Source organism: Fructilactobacillus vespulae (genome assembly GCF_047324295.1).
Classification (GTDB): domain Bacteria; phylum Bacillota; class Bacilli; order Lactobacillales; family Lactobacillaceae; genus Fructilactobacillus; species Fructilactobacillus vespulae.
Map to the genome: position 1 here is coordinate 418,809 of NZ_CP137138.1, position 15,740 is coordinate 434,548.

The 15,740-nt window shown below is 35.3% G+C and carries 16 protein-coding genes and 1 riboswitch; of the genes, 6 read left to right on the top strand and 10 right to left on the bottom strand.

Features of this window, described 5'->3' with window-relative positions; all coding sequences use genetic code 11:
* Positions 1 to 15 precede the first annotated feature (15 nt).
* The 5 genes from dapB to lysA are packed head-to-tail and all read right to left on the bottom strand — an operon-like array spanning position 16 to position 4,892.
* Positions 16 to 795: a 4-hydroxy-tetrahydrodipicolinate reductase gene (gene dapB / locus R4B61_RS02005; RefSeq protein ID WP_413627981.1), complete on the bottom strand. Its 780-nt coding sequence runs from the start codon at positions 793 to 795 to the stop codon at positions 16 to 18.
* On the bottom strand, positions 788 to 1,672 hold the full coding sequence (dapA, locus tag R4B61_RS02010) for a 4-hydroxy-tetrahydrodipicolinate synthase (RefSeq protein WP_413627982.1): 885 nt from the start codon (positions 1,670 to 1,672) through the stop codon (positions 788 to 790). The genes dapB and dapA overlap by 8 nt, the downstream gene beginning before the upstream one ends.
* Before the next feature lie 4 nt (positions 1,673 to 1,676).
* Positions 1,677 to 2,840 carry an N-acetyldiaminopimelate deacetylase gene (locus R4B61_RS02015; protein WP_413627983.1) on the bottom strand — a complete coding sequence of 388 codons (1,164 nt, stop codon included), beginning with the start codon at positions 2,838 to 2,840 and terminating at the stop codon, positions 1,677 to 1,679.
* A gap of 3 nt (positions 2,841 to 2,843) precedes the next feature.
* Positions 2,844 to 3,551, bottom strand: coding sequence for a 2,3,4,5-tetrahydropyridine-2,6-dicarboxylate N-acetyltransferase (dapD, locus tag R4B61_RS02020; RefSeq protein WP_413627984.1), 708 nt, complete (start codon positions 3,549 to 3,551; stop codon positions 2,844 to 2,846).
* A gap of 42 nt (positions 3,552 to 3,593) precedes the next feature.
* Positions 3,594 to 4,892, bottom strand: coding sequence for a diaminopimelate decarboxylase (gene lysA, locus R4B61_RS02025; protein WP_413627985.1), 1,299 nt, complete (start codon positions 4,890 to 4,892; stop codon positions 3,594 to 3,596).
* A gap of 111 nt (positions 4,893 to 5,003) precedes the next feature.
* Positions 5,004 to 5,176, bottom strand: a riboswitch (Lysine riboswitch).
* Positions 5,177 to 5,343: 167 nt separating this feature from the next.
* On the opposite strand from lysA, the gene R4B61_RS02030 reads away from it, so the two are divergent.
* Genes R4B61_RS02030 through R4B61_RS02040 form a run of 3 tightly spaced genes read left to right on the top strand, consistent with a single transcriptional unit; the run spans position 5,344 to position 8,087 of the window.
* Positions 5,344 to 6,714 (top strand): aspartate kinase, encoded by a 1,371-nt coding sequence (locus R4B61_RS02030; protein ID WP_413627986.1) that lies wholly within the window; start codon positions 5,344 to 5,346, stop codon positions 6,712 to 6,714.
* 11 nt (positions 6,715 to 6,725) lie between these two features.
* Positions 6,726 to 7,694, top strand: coding sequence for a diaminopimelate epimerase (dapF, locus tag R4B61_RS02035; RefSeq protein ID WP_413627987.1), 969 nt, complete (start codon positions 6,726 to 6,728; stop codon positions 7,692 to 7,694).
* Positions 7,695 to 7,703: 9 nt separating this feature from the next.
* Positions 7,704 to 8,087, top strand: a complete 384-nt coding sequence (locus tag R4B61_RS02040; protein ID WP_413627988.1) for a cytidine deaminase family protein — start codon at positions 7,704 to 7,706, stop codon at positions 8,085 to 8,087.
* A 36-nt stretch (positions 8,088 to 8,123) separates the two neighbouring features.
* Here R4B61_RS02040 and R4B61_RS02045 read toward each other — a convergent pair whose 3' ends face one another.
* The 4 genes from R4B61_RS02045 to R4B61_RS02060 form a co-directional block, all read right to left on the bottom strand.
* The gene (locus tag R4B61_RS02045; protein ID WP_413627989.1) at positions 8,124 to 9,098 is read right to left on the bottom strand and encodes an amidohydrolase family protein; all 975 of its coding nucleotides are present in this window, start codon (positions 9,096 to 9,098) and stop codon (positions 8,124 to 8,126) included.
* A gap of 15 nt (positions 9,099 to 9,113) precedes the next feature.
* Complete coding sequence (locus R4B61_RS02050; RefSeq protein WP_413628278.1) at positions 9,114 to 10,067, bottom strand: NAD(P)-dependent oxidoreductase; 954 nt, start codon at positions 10,065 to 10,067, stop codon at positions 9,114 to 9,116.
* A 77-nt stretch (positions 10,068 to 10,144) separates the two neighbouring features.
* Entirely contained in the window at positions 10,145 to 11,089 is a 945-nt protein-coding gene (locus tag R4B61_RS02055) for an NAD(P)H-dependent flavin oxidoreductase (RefSeq protein WP_413627990.1), read from the bottom strand.
* A 291-nt stretch (positions 11,090 to 11,380) separates the two neighbouring features.
* Positions 11,381 to 11,953: a hypothetical protein gene (locus tag R4B61_RS02060; protein WP_413627991.1), complete on the bottom strand. Its 573-nt coding sequence runs from the start codon at positions 11,951 to 11,953 to the stop codon at positions 11,381 to 11,383.
* A 254-nt stretch (positions 11,954 to 12,207) separates the two neighbouring features.
* Between R4B61_RS02060 and R4B61_RS02065 the strand changes: the two genes are divergently transcribed.
* The 3 genes from R4B61_RS02065 to R4B61_RS02075 all read left to right on the top strand — a co-directional run bounded on the left by R4B61_RS02065 (position 12,208) and on the right by R4B61_RS02075 (position 14,412).
* Complete coding sequence (locus R4B61_RS02065; RefSeq protein WP_413627992.1) at positions 12,208 to 12,723, top strand: PadR family transcriptional regulator; 516 nt, start codon at positions 12,208 to 12,210, stop codon at positions 12,721 to 12,723.
* A gap of 12 nt (positions 12,724 to 12,735) precedes the next feature.
* Positions 12,736 to 13,128, top strand: a complete 393-nt coding sequence (locus tag R4B61_RS02070) for a hypothetical protein (protein ID WP_413627993.1) — start codon at positions 12,736 to 12,738, stop codon at positions 13,126 to 13,128.
* Between the two features lie 105 nt (positions 13,129 to 13,233).
* On the top strand, positions 13,234 to 14,412 hold the full coding sequence (locus R4B61_RS02075) for a YhgE/Pip domain-containing protein (protein WP_413627994.1): 1,179 nt from the start codon (positions 13,234 to 13,236) through the stop codon (positions 14,410 to 14,412).
* A 547-nt stretch (positions 14,413 to 14,959) separates the two neighbouring features.
* Here R4B61_RS02075 and R4B61_RS02080 read toward each other — a convergent pair.
* Complete coding sequence (locus R4B61_RS02080; protein ID WP_413627995.1) at positions 14,960 to 15,739, bottom strand: transporter substrate-binding domain-containing protein; 780 nt, start codon at positions 15,737 to 15,739, stop codon at positions 14,960 to 14,962.
* Between the last annotated feature and the right edge of the window lies 1 nt (position 15,740).

The window sequence follows — 15,740 nt, forward strand, 5'->3', positions numbered from 1 at the left end:
ACTAAATACCTTCCTTTATAAAACGTTTTCTAATCCAATCTCAAAACCATTAAGTTTGGCAATATTTTTAATGGCAATGTTTAGTCCATGCATAAATGATTCACGATCAAAAGAATCTTGGCGAATGGTTAACGCTTCACCTTGTCCCCCAAATAATACCTGCTCATGAGCAACATAACCAGGTAAACGAACTGCATGAACAGCAACATTATCAATATCTGCTCCCCGTGCGCCTGGATAAGTTTCCGAAGCATCTGGATACATTTGTGGATTAGCTTTACGACCCTCATTAATTAACTTAGCAGTATTAACCGCTGTTCCTGAAGGTGAATCTTTTTTATCACCATGGTGCATTTCAATTACTTCTGCATCTGGAAAATACTGAGCTGCTTGCTTGGCAAATTGCATTAATAATACTGCTGACAAACCAAAGTTAGGTACGACTAGTCCATTAGTTTGGTTTTGCTTAGCAATTTCACTTAATTCGTGAAGTTGGTCTTCTCCGATTCCACTAGTTCCAATAATTGGAACAATGTGGTGTTCTAAGGCAAACTTAACGTTAGCAAAAGCACCAGCGGGAATGGAAAAATCCACCCACACAGTTGCATCAGTTTGAATGTCTGCTAAGTTACCAAAAACTTGGCAATCAGCTGGCAAATTATACTTAGCTTTGTCATCAGCACTAGCATTAGGACTATATACTCCAACTAGGGCTAACTCAGAATCTTTTTCAATCATTTGAACGGCTTTGGTTCCCATCGATCCATGGAATCCAGAAACTAAAACTTTAATCATTAGTGGGCTCCTTTTCTCCAAGTGCAATCAATAGCTTATTTTGTTCTGCTTCATTTAAATCTAAAATTGGCAAACGACAAAGACCGACGTTTAGACCATTGCGATTCAACATAAATTTAACGGGTGATGGTGATGGATACATGAATAGTGCTTGCATCTTCGGCGTTAAGTAGCGTTGAATCTTACCTGCCTCATAAATGTCTGAATCCATGACATCGTACATTTCCCGAAGGTCCTTCATGTATAAATGAGAAGCCACGGAAATCACACCACGAGCACCCACTGACTTAGCAAATAGGGCTTGGGGATCTTCACCGGTATAAACTAAGAAATCATCCGCGGTATTTTCCACAATTTTTTCAAAGTCTTCCATTGAACCACATTGCTTAACTCCAATAATATTGGGGTATTTACTTAATTCAATTACGGTGTCAACATCCATGGTAACTCCGGTTCTACCCGGAATGTTGTAAATGATAATTGGAAGTTTACTTGCATCGGCAACGGCCTTAAAGTGCGCTTTCATACCTCGTTGGTTAGGTTTGTTATAGTAAGGTACTACAACTAGAGCTGCATTAATCCCATCAATTTCACTAACCTTTTTGGTGAAATCAATGGTGCCGGCAGTACTGTTACTACCAGTTCCGGCAATAATTGGAACCCTTCCATCTACGATTTTAACAAACTTTGCATAAAGCTCTAACTTTTCTGCTTCAGAAAGCGTTGGAGTTTCTCCGGTAGTTCCACCGATTAAAAAACCCGTTCCCCCTTCTTCAATCAAACGATTAGTTAATAATTTTAAAATAGGAAAATCAATTTGATTCCCACAGTTAAGGGGCGTTACAAGCGCCGTAATAATATCTGCTTGTTTAAACATCTTATTACTCCTTTTCAGTCATCCGGTTTTCTAAAAATCCAGTAATTGCATTAATTCCGGGCATAATTGCATCCGTATTTGGAATCAAATGACTAGAATGCAATTGGTTATCCGGATCCCCAATTCCTAACCAAAACATGGTTCCTGGAATTTTAGATAATAAATAACCAAAGTCTTCCCCAGTCATTGCTGGTTCGGTTTCTTGGAAATTAACCGTGTCGTTATTTTTCATATAATTGATAAAGTCAGCCGTTAATTTAGGATTATTTTCTACTGGTAAGTAACCACCCTGATTTAATTTCAAATCGACTTGGCAGCCATAACTAGTAGCAATTCCATCCGCCACCGCTTGGAGACGTTCATCAATGTGTTCAATCATAGTTTGAGTTAACCCACGAATGGTTCCCTTTAAGTGGGCTGAACCAGAAATTACATTTCGAATGGTTCCCGCATTAAACTGACCAAAGGTGATTACTCCACCTTCGATTGGATCAACGCTTCTTGAAACAATCGTTTGCACTTGGTTAATGAATTGGCTAGCAGCCACAATCATATCGTTAGCAAATTGTGGGTAAGCCGCGTGACCTTGAACCCCAGTAAAGTCCACGTCAACTTCGGTAGTTCCCGCAAACAAGGTTCCCATTCGACAACCAATCGTTCCCGCTGGAAGTTGAGGATTATCATGCAACCCATAAAATTCATCTGGCTGATAAGGACCCGTGAATACTTGGTCTTCATAAGCTAGCTTCCCACCATTTTCACTTTCTTCAGCTGGTTGGAAAAAGAAAACTAGATTATCACTAGGTTGGTGATTTAAAAAGTAGTGCAGCGTTCCTAAAGCCACCGTCATGTGAATATCATGACCACAAGCGTGCATTACCCCGGGATGTTTAGAAGCAAATTCTAATCCCGTTTCTTCCGGGGTAGGAAGAGCATCAATATCAGTTCGATAACCGATTGTGCGTTGCGGATCAGTTCCTTGCAAACGCACCAAAATTGCTGTGGGTAATTGCTTAGGAACTTTAATTTCAACAAAGTCTTTGCCATCACTAAATTTTTCAATTTCTTCCATTAAATAGTCGTGAGTTTGAAACTCATGCAAAGCTAACTCTGGAATTTGGTGCAAATCACGATAAATGTGTAATAAAGTTTGTTCAATGTCTGCCATGGTTTAACCTCTTAAATCATCTTCAAGTTTTGTCTTGTCACGAGTTTGTTGGTTAACATCTTTAACCTTTTTAGCAGGCATTCCAGCAACTACCGTGTAAGGGGCAACGTCTTCAGTAACCACGGCACCCGCAGCAACTACAGCACCTTCACCAACGTGAACTCCTTCAATTACAACGGCATTAGCACCAATTAAAACGTTATCGTCAATTCGAACTGGATCTGCACTAGCTGGTTCAATCACTCCAGCTAAAACGGCGCCGGCACCAATGTGAGAGTGTTTTCCCACAATGGCACGACCACCTAATACCGTTCCCATATCAATCATTGAAGCTTCACCGATTTCAGCACCAATATTGATTAAAGCTCCCATCATAATTACGGCGTTCTTACCAATCTTAACTTGGTCACGAATAATGGCACCGGGTTCGATACGCGCATCAACTTCTTTAGTGTTTAATAATGGCACTGCAGAATTACGACCATCGTTTTCAATTTCTAAATCAGTAATTAGTGCCGCATTTTCAGTTAAAACTGGTTCAACTACTTTCCAGTCTCCAAAAATAACTCCGGTATTACCATTAATGAAGGTTTTGATTTCACTAGGAAAATCAATTTTTTCAAGTTCTCCGTTAATATAAACCTTTACGTTAGTTTTCTTTTCTGCGTTTGCAATGTATTGAATGATTTCGTGGGCGTTTAATTCTGCCATGGTTAAATTCTCCTCTATTTTAATTAATTTAGTTAGTTAGTTTTAAAGTTCAAATTTACGATCTAGACGAACTAAATCAGCATCTGATTCACGTTCTACTGCAATTTGTGATTTGCCGTTTTCTACAAACACAACAGCTGGTCTAGGATTACGGTTATAGTTAGATGCCATGGAATAACCATATGCACCAGTCGCAAGCACCGCAATGATGTCTCCTGGTTTCGTAACTGGTAATTCAATATCCTTAATTAAGATATCTCCTGATTCACAGTACTTTCCGGCAATGGTAACTAATTCTTGTTCATCACTTTCAACTCGATTAGCAACTACCGCATCGTAGTCTGCACCATAGAGTGCGGGGCGAATGTTATCTCCCATTCCACCATCAACTGCTATGTACTTTCTAATTTCTGGAATTGTCTTTTCAGAACCCACGGTATAAAGGCTTAAGCCGGCAGGACCAGCAATTGATCTTCCTGGTTCAATCCAAACCGCAGGGGTCTTAATTGCTTGTCGTTTTGTTTCTGCTTGGAGCGTGGTTAAGATTTGTTGTACGAAGTCTTCTGGACGAATTGGATGGTCGGCATCCGTATACTTAATTCCAAAACCACCACCAACGTTGATAATATCAGTTGTAAAACCAAAATCAGCTTGCCAATGCTTAATCAAGTTAACTAATTTTTCGGTTTCAATCTTAAAACCATCTGTTTCAAAGATTTGGGAGCCAATGTGTGAATGAACTCCCTTAAGTTGCATGCGACTACTTGCTAACACCTTTTCCAGTGCCTCATCTGCTTGACCAGTTAAAATATCAAAACCAAACTTACTATCTTGTTGTCCGGTTTGAATAAATTCATGAGTATGAGCAGAAACTGCGGGAGAAACTCGTAACATTACGTTAGCGGTTGCATCTTGTTCTTCTAGAACTTGATTTAACAAATCAAGTTCGTGGAAATTATCTAAGATAATCATGCCGGCTTGGTGTTTAACTGCCATTTCTAGTTCAGCTAGTGATTTGTTGTTTCCATGAAAACTAACGTGATCCATTGGGAAGCCTGCTTGAATTGCCGTGTAAAGTTCACCGCCAGAGACAATGTCTACGTGAGCATCTTCTTCAGCTAATATTTGATACATAGCGATACAAGCAAAGGCTTTGCTGGCATAACTAACCGCATAATCAATTTGGTTTTCTTCAAAAACGCGTTTGAAAGCCCGAATTTGATTTCTAATCTTACTTACATCAAAAACCTGTAAGGGAGTGCCATATTGTTTAACTAAGTCGGTCGCTTTAATGCCACCAATCACTAGTTGATTATCTTGAATCTCATTCTTTTCTAACATTGGTTCAATCCTCCAAATTTTTAATTAAATAAGGTCGATTCTATAAAAAAAGGGCCTTTTTGTACGGTAAGCTCCGACAAAAAGACCCTTCTGTTATATTTTCAGAATCGAATTATACATAGCGCACCGGAAAAATTTCCGACAGTCCAAAGCATATTATGCTAAGTCCCAGTTAACTAAGCCCCATTTCACTTAGCACTTCGGCAAACAACCCTTTCGATAGTTTCTTAATTAAATGGTAACTCCACTATCTAATCTTGTTGCTCGCGACCTCTATTTAATTTTCTAAAATATAACGCAATAATCAATCAGTGTCAATTAATTTATTTTTTTAATTATTTTATTACTATAATCCTTTTTATTTCTGGCTCACTTTTTATCAGCTTTTCGTCTTGCTATCTCCGCAAATTAGTGTTAATTTCATCACAACAAAAATTTAGGAGAACAAATTATGAAAGTAGTTAAATTTGGTGGTAGCTCACTTGCCAATGCTGCTCATTTTGAACAAATTATCAAGATTATTACTAGTGATGAAGAACGTCGCGCAATCGTGGTTTCCGCACCGGGAACTCGTTTCAAAGGCGATATCAAAGTAACCGATTTATTAATTAAATATGCTGAACAAACCTTGGCTCAAGAGGATACTGCTGCAGTAGAAGCTGAAATTATTGCTCGTTATCAAGAAATTGCCGCTTACTTTTCAATTGCTGATTCCGTAATGGAAAAGATTGCCACCGTCATCCATGGACTAAAAAGCAAATCATTTGAAAATAATGATTACTTAATGGCTGGCTTCAAAGCCCGTGGTGAATATTTGAATGCTTACTTACTAACTAACGTTTTAACCCAACTTAACCTGCCAGCCATTTTTATGGATCCCAAAGAAGTTGGCTTTTTGGTAAGTGACGTTGCCCAAGATGCCAGCGTTTTACCGAAAACCTACGCTAATTTAGCTAACTATCAAAACGAAACTAAGTTAATGATTTTCCCAGGGTTCTTTGGTTTTACTGAAAAGGGTGAAATTGCGACCTTCTCTCGTGGTGGATCAGACATTACCGGATCAATTGTTGCTCGTGGTTTAAAGGCTAGCGTTTACGAAAACTTTACGGACGTTGATGCCATTTACTCGGTTGATCCCCACATGGTTAAAAATCCCCAAAGCATTAAAATTATGACCTATCGAGAAATGCGGGAACTTTCCTACGCTGGTTTTTCTGTCTTCCACGATGAAGCCATCTTGCCAGCAATTGAAGGTCAAATTCCCATTAACGTGCGCAACACTAATCATCCCGATTTGCCGGGAACTATGATTGTGCCAGAACGTGATTTTCACCCTACTAAATTTGTGACTGGAGTGGCCAGTTCAAAACGTTTTGCCGCTCTCTACATTCACCGTTATCTTTTGAATAAAGAGGTCGGTTTTACGCTCAAATTATTACAAATTTTATATAAATACAATATTTCTTACGAACACATGCCATCCGGGATCGATGATTTAACAATTATCTTTGACCGTAAACAACTTAATGATACAATGGTTAAAGAAGTTTGTGACGAAGTTAACGACACTTTGCATCCAGACCAATTAGAATGGATTGATGACTACGCCATTATCATGGTGGTGGGTGAAGGCCTTCAGAAAAGTCCTCACACCGTTGAAAACATCATCCGTCCTTTGTCTGATAATGAGATTGAGCTCCACATGATTAATCAAGGTGCTTCTAAAATCGCTATCATGTTAGGAACTAAACAATCAGATGCTGACGCTGCCGTTAAACTCCTTTACCAACACTTCTTTGCTAATAATCAAATCGACAGTTAGGAGTCGTTCTTATGACAAAATTACTAAAAGTTCATGGTTCAGAAAATACTTTTTTCATTTTCGATATTTCAAAAATGGAAAACAAACCATCAATTGAGCAACTTTCTCAGCTCACAATTGCATTTAAAAAATCTAATAATGAAATTCTCAATGATATCGATGGGATTTTAGTAGTCGATAGCTCAAAGCATGCCGATTGTTTGGGGAAAATGACCGTTATTAATAGTGACGGAAGTATTGCCTCCATGTGTGGAAATGGTCTTCGAACTGTTACTCGTTACTTAGCAGATGAGTTTGGTAAAGATACTTTTAAAGTTGAAACACAAAAAAGTGATTTACACGTAGAACGTTCCAAAAAATTAGCCCAAAATGTTCCTGCATTCGGGGTAGAAATTGGACCCGTTCTCTTTGATAAAGCAAGTTTTCCTTTCACCAACTTAGATACTGATGAAATTCATGATCAAGTGGTCCCCCAATTAGACGATGAACTAAAATTCACTGCAATTGCCGTTCCTAATCCCCACTTAATCAGTTTTGTTTCTGATGAAGTGCTTAATTCTGACAAACTAAAAAACCTAGGAACTTACCTAAACGGTGATAACCCTTACTTTACCGACGGAGTTAACATTAATTTCGCCACTATCATTGATCAAGATGTGCTCTTTGTTAAAACCTTTGAACGTGGAGTCGGCTTCACCAATGCTTGTGGAACTGGAATGAGTTCTACCAGTTTGGCATACGCCCTAAACACCTATAAAGGTGATTTTGACAAAGTGATTACCGTTTACAATCCTGGTGGAATGGTAAAAGTTAAAGTTAAGCGAACTGGTGATCAATTCCATCTAGAACTAATCGCCAATGCTACTAACATCGGAACTTTAACTGCTCCAGAAGCTGAACTTTTAAAGCATGACTTTAGTAATATTGCTTTCGAAAAAACTAACGAAGATGCCGATTACCTTCTTTGGCAGCCTCATTAAAAAATTAAAATGACTAGTTGGAAAAATTTATACAAACAGGCATTATCGGTTTGTAATGGTCGTGACCTTTCTAATTCTGTTTATGCTGGAAGTGTGGCCGCAGCCATTTTAACTACCACTGGAAAAAGCTATCTAGGCGTTTCTGTAGACACCAAGTGTTCCCTTGGATTTTGTGCCGAACGAAATGCACTAGGTTCTTTAATTACTAATGACGATACTGATATTGTTAAATTAGTAATTGTCAGAGCTAATGGTGATTTGCTCCTACCCTGTGGTGCCTGTCGCGAACTATTAATGCAGCTAAAGCCACAAAATAACATTAAAATTCTAACCAATTTAAATCGGGAAACCACCATCTCACTAACAGAGTTGCTACCCCATTATTGGGAATAACAAAAAATCCTTACGATTAATTTCGTAAGGATTTTTTTAGGCTTTATAAACTGGATCTTGTGCGGCTTTAGCAGCCTGAACTGCTGAAGCTTTAAAATAAACGCGCAAAGCGTTGTTATACATCACATCTTCTAACTCATTTGAAGTGAAAATGTCAGTTGCTTCGAGCCAAGTGGCTAAATTATGGTATGAATTAAAGGTGGCTGACCAAGGTGAATCAGTTCCCCAAATAATTCTTTTCGCTCCCAAAATTTGCTTAGCCAACTGAACGTCTTTTTGACATTTCGGATAAGGATAATTAGTTTCGCCTTGAATATCTTGAATAGCAGAAATATCCGTATAAATATTAGTTAGCGGTTGCCATTGCTTCAAGGTGTTTTCCAACCGGTTTAAATGATTGGAATCTGGAAACGATAGATGACAAACCACAAAGTCTAATTGCGGATAACGTTGTGCCAGATTAGTGATTGCTTCTGGTTGATAGCTCATCTGTGAAAAATCACCATAGTCAACCGTAACGGTAAAACCTGGAAAATCACTTAAATAATGAAAAATTTTGGCAATGCGAGCGTCAGTATCTAGACGAAAAGGTGTCGTTTGGTGGTAACCATGCATCCCACCACCTTCGCTAATTTCAAATTTAAGCGCCCGAAAACCTAATTTTTCTACGTGGCGCTTGGTAATTTCCATGTATGACTTAGTAAATGGATCAACTGAAAAAGCTCCAATAAAACGCTCAGGATACTTTTTGATTGCTTGGTAGGAGTAATAATTTTGGTATCCATTTAAACTTCCTTGCAGAAGAACCGCTTTATCAATTTTATTATTATCCATTACTTTTAGCGCTGATGCGGCCGTAAAACTATCAGTGCCCCAGCCATCCGGAATTAATTTGATTAACGTTCCATCATCCCAAATAGCCTGACCAGCACCTACTGGAGTTAGCCGTCCTTTGCCATTAAATCCAGCAATTGAACGCACGAGATGCAAATGCCCATCAATTTTTTTCATGTTCAATCACCTCAACTAATTAACTTGGTTAACTGCTTGCCCGTCTCTTAGATAACTAACGAGGTTATGCGCAGCTTCCTTAGCAATGTTAGTCCGTGCCTCCAGCGTTCCCGTTCCCGCATGTGGGGTCATGATAACGTTGTCTAGTTGACGCAACCCATCTGAAACTTGGGGTTCTTTTTCAAACACATCTAAGCCGGCACCCGCAATTTCATGGTCTTTTAAGGCCGTAATTAAATCAGCTTCGTTAATTAAAACTCCACGAGCCGCATTGATTAAGTAAGCGGTCTTCTTCATCTCTTTAAAGACCTTCTTGGAGAAAACTCCGTTAGTTGCTGGTGTTGCAGGAGCATGAACCGTAATGACATCTGCTTCTTTTACCAAAGTATCAAAATCAACGAATTTAACGTTTAACTCTTTTTCTAACTTTTTATCCAATGGTTTTCTTTGATTATAAATAACATTCATTCCTAAAACTTGGCAGAACTTAGCGACTTCTGAACCAATTCGACCGAAACCAAAGACTCCTAGGGTTTTACCTTGAAGACTCATTCCCATGTATTCTGGTTTAGAAACATCCAGAAATTCACCGGCTCTAATGGTCTTATCGTAAAAGCCTAGTCTTCTCGTGGTTGCCAAAAGTAGCGCTAACGTCATTTCTGCCGTTGGAACACGAACGGCTGTTGGACAATTGCTAACCACAATTCCCTTTGACTTGGCATATTCAATATCGACGTGATCAAAGCCTACTCCGTTAGTCGTAATAATTTTCAAATTAGGACCGGCATCAATTAATTCTTTATCAGCTTTGGTTCCCATTACCAAAAGCCCATCAAATTCCTTTAAATGTTCTAAAACCCACGCACGAGGTTCTTTTTCTGGTGCATAAATAATTTCAAAATTATCTTCTAACTCGGTTAAACCTGCTTCGGGAATAATTCCCATTACTAAAATTTTTGCTTTTTCCATCATAAAAGCTCCTTTTTTAATTCAGTCTATTTACCGTTAATTCTATTGTTTAGCCACTTTCATGTCAATTTTATAGCTTAGTTGTAATCCACCATCAAACGGTTAATTAAATCAGCAACACTGGGACAATCTCGAATTAAATCAATTCCGGTACTAACCGATATTTCTCCATCTTTTAGGCGACCGTCTAACATGGCTGTTTTAGTTCCACCCATTTCCCGAGTTTTTGCAAACGTGGTTTTGCTTCCATTTTGAAATTCAGTAGCTAATTCATCCATCTTAGCGTTACGAACCGAACGTTGGTTGGGGGCAACTAACACCATGTAACCAACACCCGCGTCAATAATCAACTGCTTACAACTAGCCGCTGCCCGAGATTCTTTTGTTACGATAAACCGCGTTCCCAAGTAAAATCCTGCTGCCCCTAAGGCGTGGGCTGCTCGAATTCCACGTAGATCATTAATTCCTCCGGCGGCAACTACTGGAATTGAAACAGCATCTACAATTCTAGGAATCGTCGTAAACGTTCCGTTCCCTGTCGTAGGAATTACGCCACCTTCGTCGTAACCAGTCGCAATAATAATATCGGCACCTAATTTTTCTTGTAATTGGGCCTCTTGAGCAGTCGGTTCAAAACTTCTAGCAATTAAAATTGCTCCGTTTGCTTTAATTTTTTGGTAAAGATCGGCATGTGGTGATCCACTAACAATGAAAATTTTGACTCCTGCATCTAAGGCAATCTCTAATAATTTATGCGCGTAACTTTGCTCTGAATCGGCACCATTTAAGGTTAAATTATACGCAAAGGGCTTTTTCGTCAATTTTTGAGCTCTATTGATCTTGTTTTTAACTACCGTAGCAGAATCTTCCGCTAATGAATTACGGCCCGCATTCGGACCTAAAACACCCAATCCTCCCGCATTAGAAACTGCTGCCACTAACTTAGCATCCGTTAGCCAATTCATTGAAGCTTGAATAATGGGATACTTAATTTTTAAAATTTTACTTACTCGATTATCCATAATAATTCTCCTACTAAATTATTTTTAATTAGGTGAGCAGTATCTCAGACCCTTGCTTACATTTCAACTAACTCGTTTGTAATCTGAATAAAAAAGTCAATTTACTGGATATCATAAAAAATTAGATTATTCGTCTAATTTTTATAACTAAATTTAATCAAAAAATACACCAACGTTTTTAGCATATCAACTGCTAAAAACGGAGGTGTATTTTTGCTTTTTTTGTCTATTAATTGATTCTAAATAAATAACTTAAGAATCCTTATGCATTTATAAAATATACCTGTTATTTTATATTTTTTTATTTCTTCCACATAAATTTACAATAATTGAAAAAGGAATCATTGCAAAAAATGAAATTACCCATAAATTTAATAGATGATTACGCAGCCAGTATAATATTGGATGCATTTTCTTTTTCTTTTGTTCATATTGTTTATCAGAAACTAATTTACCTATTCTTTTACCAAGAGTTGATCTTATAACCACAGCAATTGATCCTCTAGCGATATGGTGATCAGTAACAGATATTTTATTTTCTGGTGCTAAATTTTTAACCTCTTTTTTAGTTAATGTTTTAACAAAAGTAGATGGCTCTTTTGAATATTCACCTGGTTTTAAGTAACTCGCTCTAAAGTAATCTTCAGGATAAGAATCAACTTTATACCTATAATTATTTTCAACAGCCAAGCGGTAAGACTCAACATCATCATTTTTATAGTTAATTATTGGCTCTTTTCCACTAACATAATCAAGCAAAACAAATGAACTAAAAGATAGCATCAATCCAAATGGTATCCATAATACCCATATCAAATAAAACTTATTTAATGATTTATTTAATTTTAAACTCTTTTTATTCATTTAAATTTACCTAAACTTAATTACTATCCCTGTATAAATAATTTCTTTATTGTGAATATATTTTTTCTTTTTGCATAATATTATTGCACACATATAATACTATTACAGCAGCACTATAAATTATAAAAATACTATATTTTTTATAAGCAAATAATTACATTGACATTTATTACTTCGTATATAATTATATTAATGTCATTAATATTAACAATTATCTTATATGTTAATATTAAAAATTAATTAGGAGAAAAAAGATGAAAAATAAAGATATAATTCTAGGACTTTTGTACGAAAAAAACCTTACAGGATATGAAATAAACGAAATATTTAAACAAATATTTAGCCATTTTTATGATGCATCATTTGGTATGATATATCCCACATTACGAAAATTATCTGATAAAGGTTTGGTTGAAAAAAAAGTTGTTGTCCAAGAAGGTAGACCTAATAAAAATGTATATATACTAACCGAAGATGGAAAGAAAGAATTTATAAATTCCCTTAACACAAAATTATTTCCAGAAGTAAGAAGATCTGATTTTTTAATGCGTATGTATTTCGGAGAACACTTTGATAATAAAAAAGTAATTAATTTAATTAACTGTGAAATAGAAGATAAAAAGAAACTAATTGATCAGTTGAAAAACAATTTAAATAAATGGAATAATATGAGTTTGACTCAAGAAATTTCATTTAAAGTGGGAATTAATCAATATATGGTTGAGATTGAAACATTGCAAGAATATATTAAAAAACTTAGTGAAAAATAGTTAGGAATATATATGGAAATAGGATCATTAGCAGATTGGGTAAACGGCTTAGCTACTTTTACAGCAGTCTTAACTACGTTATTTTTTACTTTTTACAAAAATCATCTGCAAAAACGTAAATCAAAAAATAATGCCATCAGATCAATTTTAAAACTATCGGATAATTTATTTTATCTAATAAAAACAGAAAATATTAATGAAAAAGATGTTCAAAAATTACAACAATACAAAATGTTTAATATTTATCTAATGGTTATGACTTTTACAGGTAATGAAGATATTACTAATATTATTGATATTGGTGAAAATTTATTATTTTATTTAAGTAAAGGAAATACTCTATTAAACCCTGAATCTAAATTCAAAAATGAATATGATATTTTATATCAAAAATTAAAAAGATAAATCTTTAAGATTTATCTTTTTTTATTGACAAATAAGTGCATTACGTTTATATTAACGATGTTAATATAAATTGTGTTGATATAAATAATGAAAGAGGTTATCGTTATGTTTAAAAAAGAATGGACTGAGATATTAAGAAAGCCCAAAATATTGATTGTTTTTATTTGTATTGCTTTTATTCCAGCGATATATGCCGGTGTTTATTTATCTTCAATGTGGGATACTTATGGGCATGAAAACCAAATTCCTGTTGCTGTTGTAAATAAAGATAGAACAATTAATTTTAATGGTAATAATGTTAATCTTGGTGATAAATTAAGTAGTGGATTAAAAAAGACCAACACACTAAGGTATGATTTCGTTAATCAAAAGAAAGCTAACGATGGATTAAAAAAAGGTAATTATTACATGGTGATTGAAATTCCAGAAAACTTTTCAAAAAATTCCACCACGTTACTAACAAAAAATCCTAAACAATCTAAATTAATATATAAAACAAATACAGGATTAAACTTTTTTGCTAGCCAAGTTTCTAGGGGAACAATTAACGAAATAAAAAATAGTATTTCTAACCAAATTACTACTGAATATTTAACAAATATTTTGAGAAATATGGGAATGAAAGATGATCATAATGCAAAACTAATTTCTCAACCAATTGAAATTGAAAAGAACGATATATCTAAAACAAAATTCAATGGTATAGGTATGGCACCTTTTGCTATTTCAATTGGATTATATGTTGGATGTATTTCTATGAGTTTTATGTATGATATGTTCAAACCTAAAAAGAAACCTCAATCTGCAATTAGTTGGTGGTTTAGTAAAGCAAGTGTCTTATTTGTTGTAACAGGATTGCAGTCTTTATTTATATCAATTGTAATTTTTAATGGACTTGGACTTACGGCAATTGATCCAATTAAAACTGCAATGATTATGTTTCTAACTGGTTTAACATTTATGTCATGTGTTTTTGCTTTAAATGTTATATTAGGAGCTTTTGGTAAATATTTGGTAACAATATTATTAATATTGCAACTTGGTGGATCAGGAGGAGTATATCCAATTGAAACTGCGAATACATTTACTAAAGTAACCAATCCATTTTTACCCATGACCTATGGTATTCATGCTTTGAAAGAAACCATTTCCATTGGTGAAAGTATCATGCATGATTCTATCGTTATGATTTCAATAATTATTTTATTAAATATAATGATAATCATTAAAATGTATTTTGATAAAAAAATTGGAAAATTCCAAGAAAATTTAACGATAGATTAAAAAATAAATTTGATAATTTCAGAAATCATTTTTAAATCAATAAAAATACAACTGCTTTACTATTTAATAAAAGTAACAAAAACATCTCTCAAAATTTTTGAAAGATGTTTTTTATTAATTGAAAATTCGTATGTCAGAAACTTATATGTTTATTGCAATTGATACTTATTTAACTTTAAGATTTAAGTTATTTTAAGCAGGAGCAAAATGTTAAATTTAGCTGCAACAAGTCTTATTCCAACGTTATTAGTAATATAGTAGTCTACCACAGTTAACTTAAAATCTAATGAGTAAGTTTTATTTCTATGATTAGTCCTTATATTAATAATCTTATTTTGATTATACTGAACAAACCATTCTCTAATACTGGTTGGATCAATGCCATACTTATTAGATAAATTTTTGTAAGAAATTCCTCCTCGTTATATTCTTTAACAACTGACATCTTGAAATCTTCAATATAATTAGACATAAAAAAGTGCCTCCATAATTATTATTTTTTATTCAACAATTATGTGGCACTTCAACTGGTGGAGCGATTTTTAATTTATCTATTAGTGATATCTGAACCAAAGTACTTAACGGAAAGTCGTTTCAACGTTCCATCTTTTCTTAGTTCTTTAATTGCTTTGTTCATCTTCTTATTTAACTCAGCTGAATTTTTGTTCATTAGAGGTGCAATTGCTTCTTCTTCCACCTTATCGCTCGGAATTACGTGGGCAGTTAAGCCAGAGTTAGGATGTGACTTAGCCCAAGCATTGAAGGCTGGCTCAGCATTAATTGCACCATCCATTCTTCCTTGTTGAATCATTTCCATTGCTGTTTCAAACTGAGGTCCTGAAAATACCTTAGCACCATATTTTTCGGCAATCTTCCAGTTATCAGTTCCAGTTCCTTCACCAAAGCGTTTTCCTTTGATGTCATCTACCGTTTTAATATCAGAGTTGTCTTTAGTAATAATAACTGCTTTAGAGTAAACGTAAGGATCAGCCATTCTGAACTTTTGTTTTCTTTCCTTTGTTACCGCCATGTTATTGAAAACCACATCATAAGTATTGCTATTTAACCCAGCAATTAAAGAATCCCAACCAGTTGGTTTAAATTCAGGCTTTAAACCCATCTTTTTCGCAATTGCTTTAGAAACTTCCACATCATATCCAGTTAAATTTCCCGTTTTATCTCGATATCCAAATGGTGCATAGGTTCCTTCTAATCCAATTGTTAGTTTGCCAGAATGTTGGGTTACCTTTTCTGCTTTACCACATCCCGCTAATCCTAATACCAATAAACCAGTTGCTACTAAAAAGATCCATTTTTTCCACTTCATG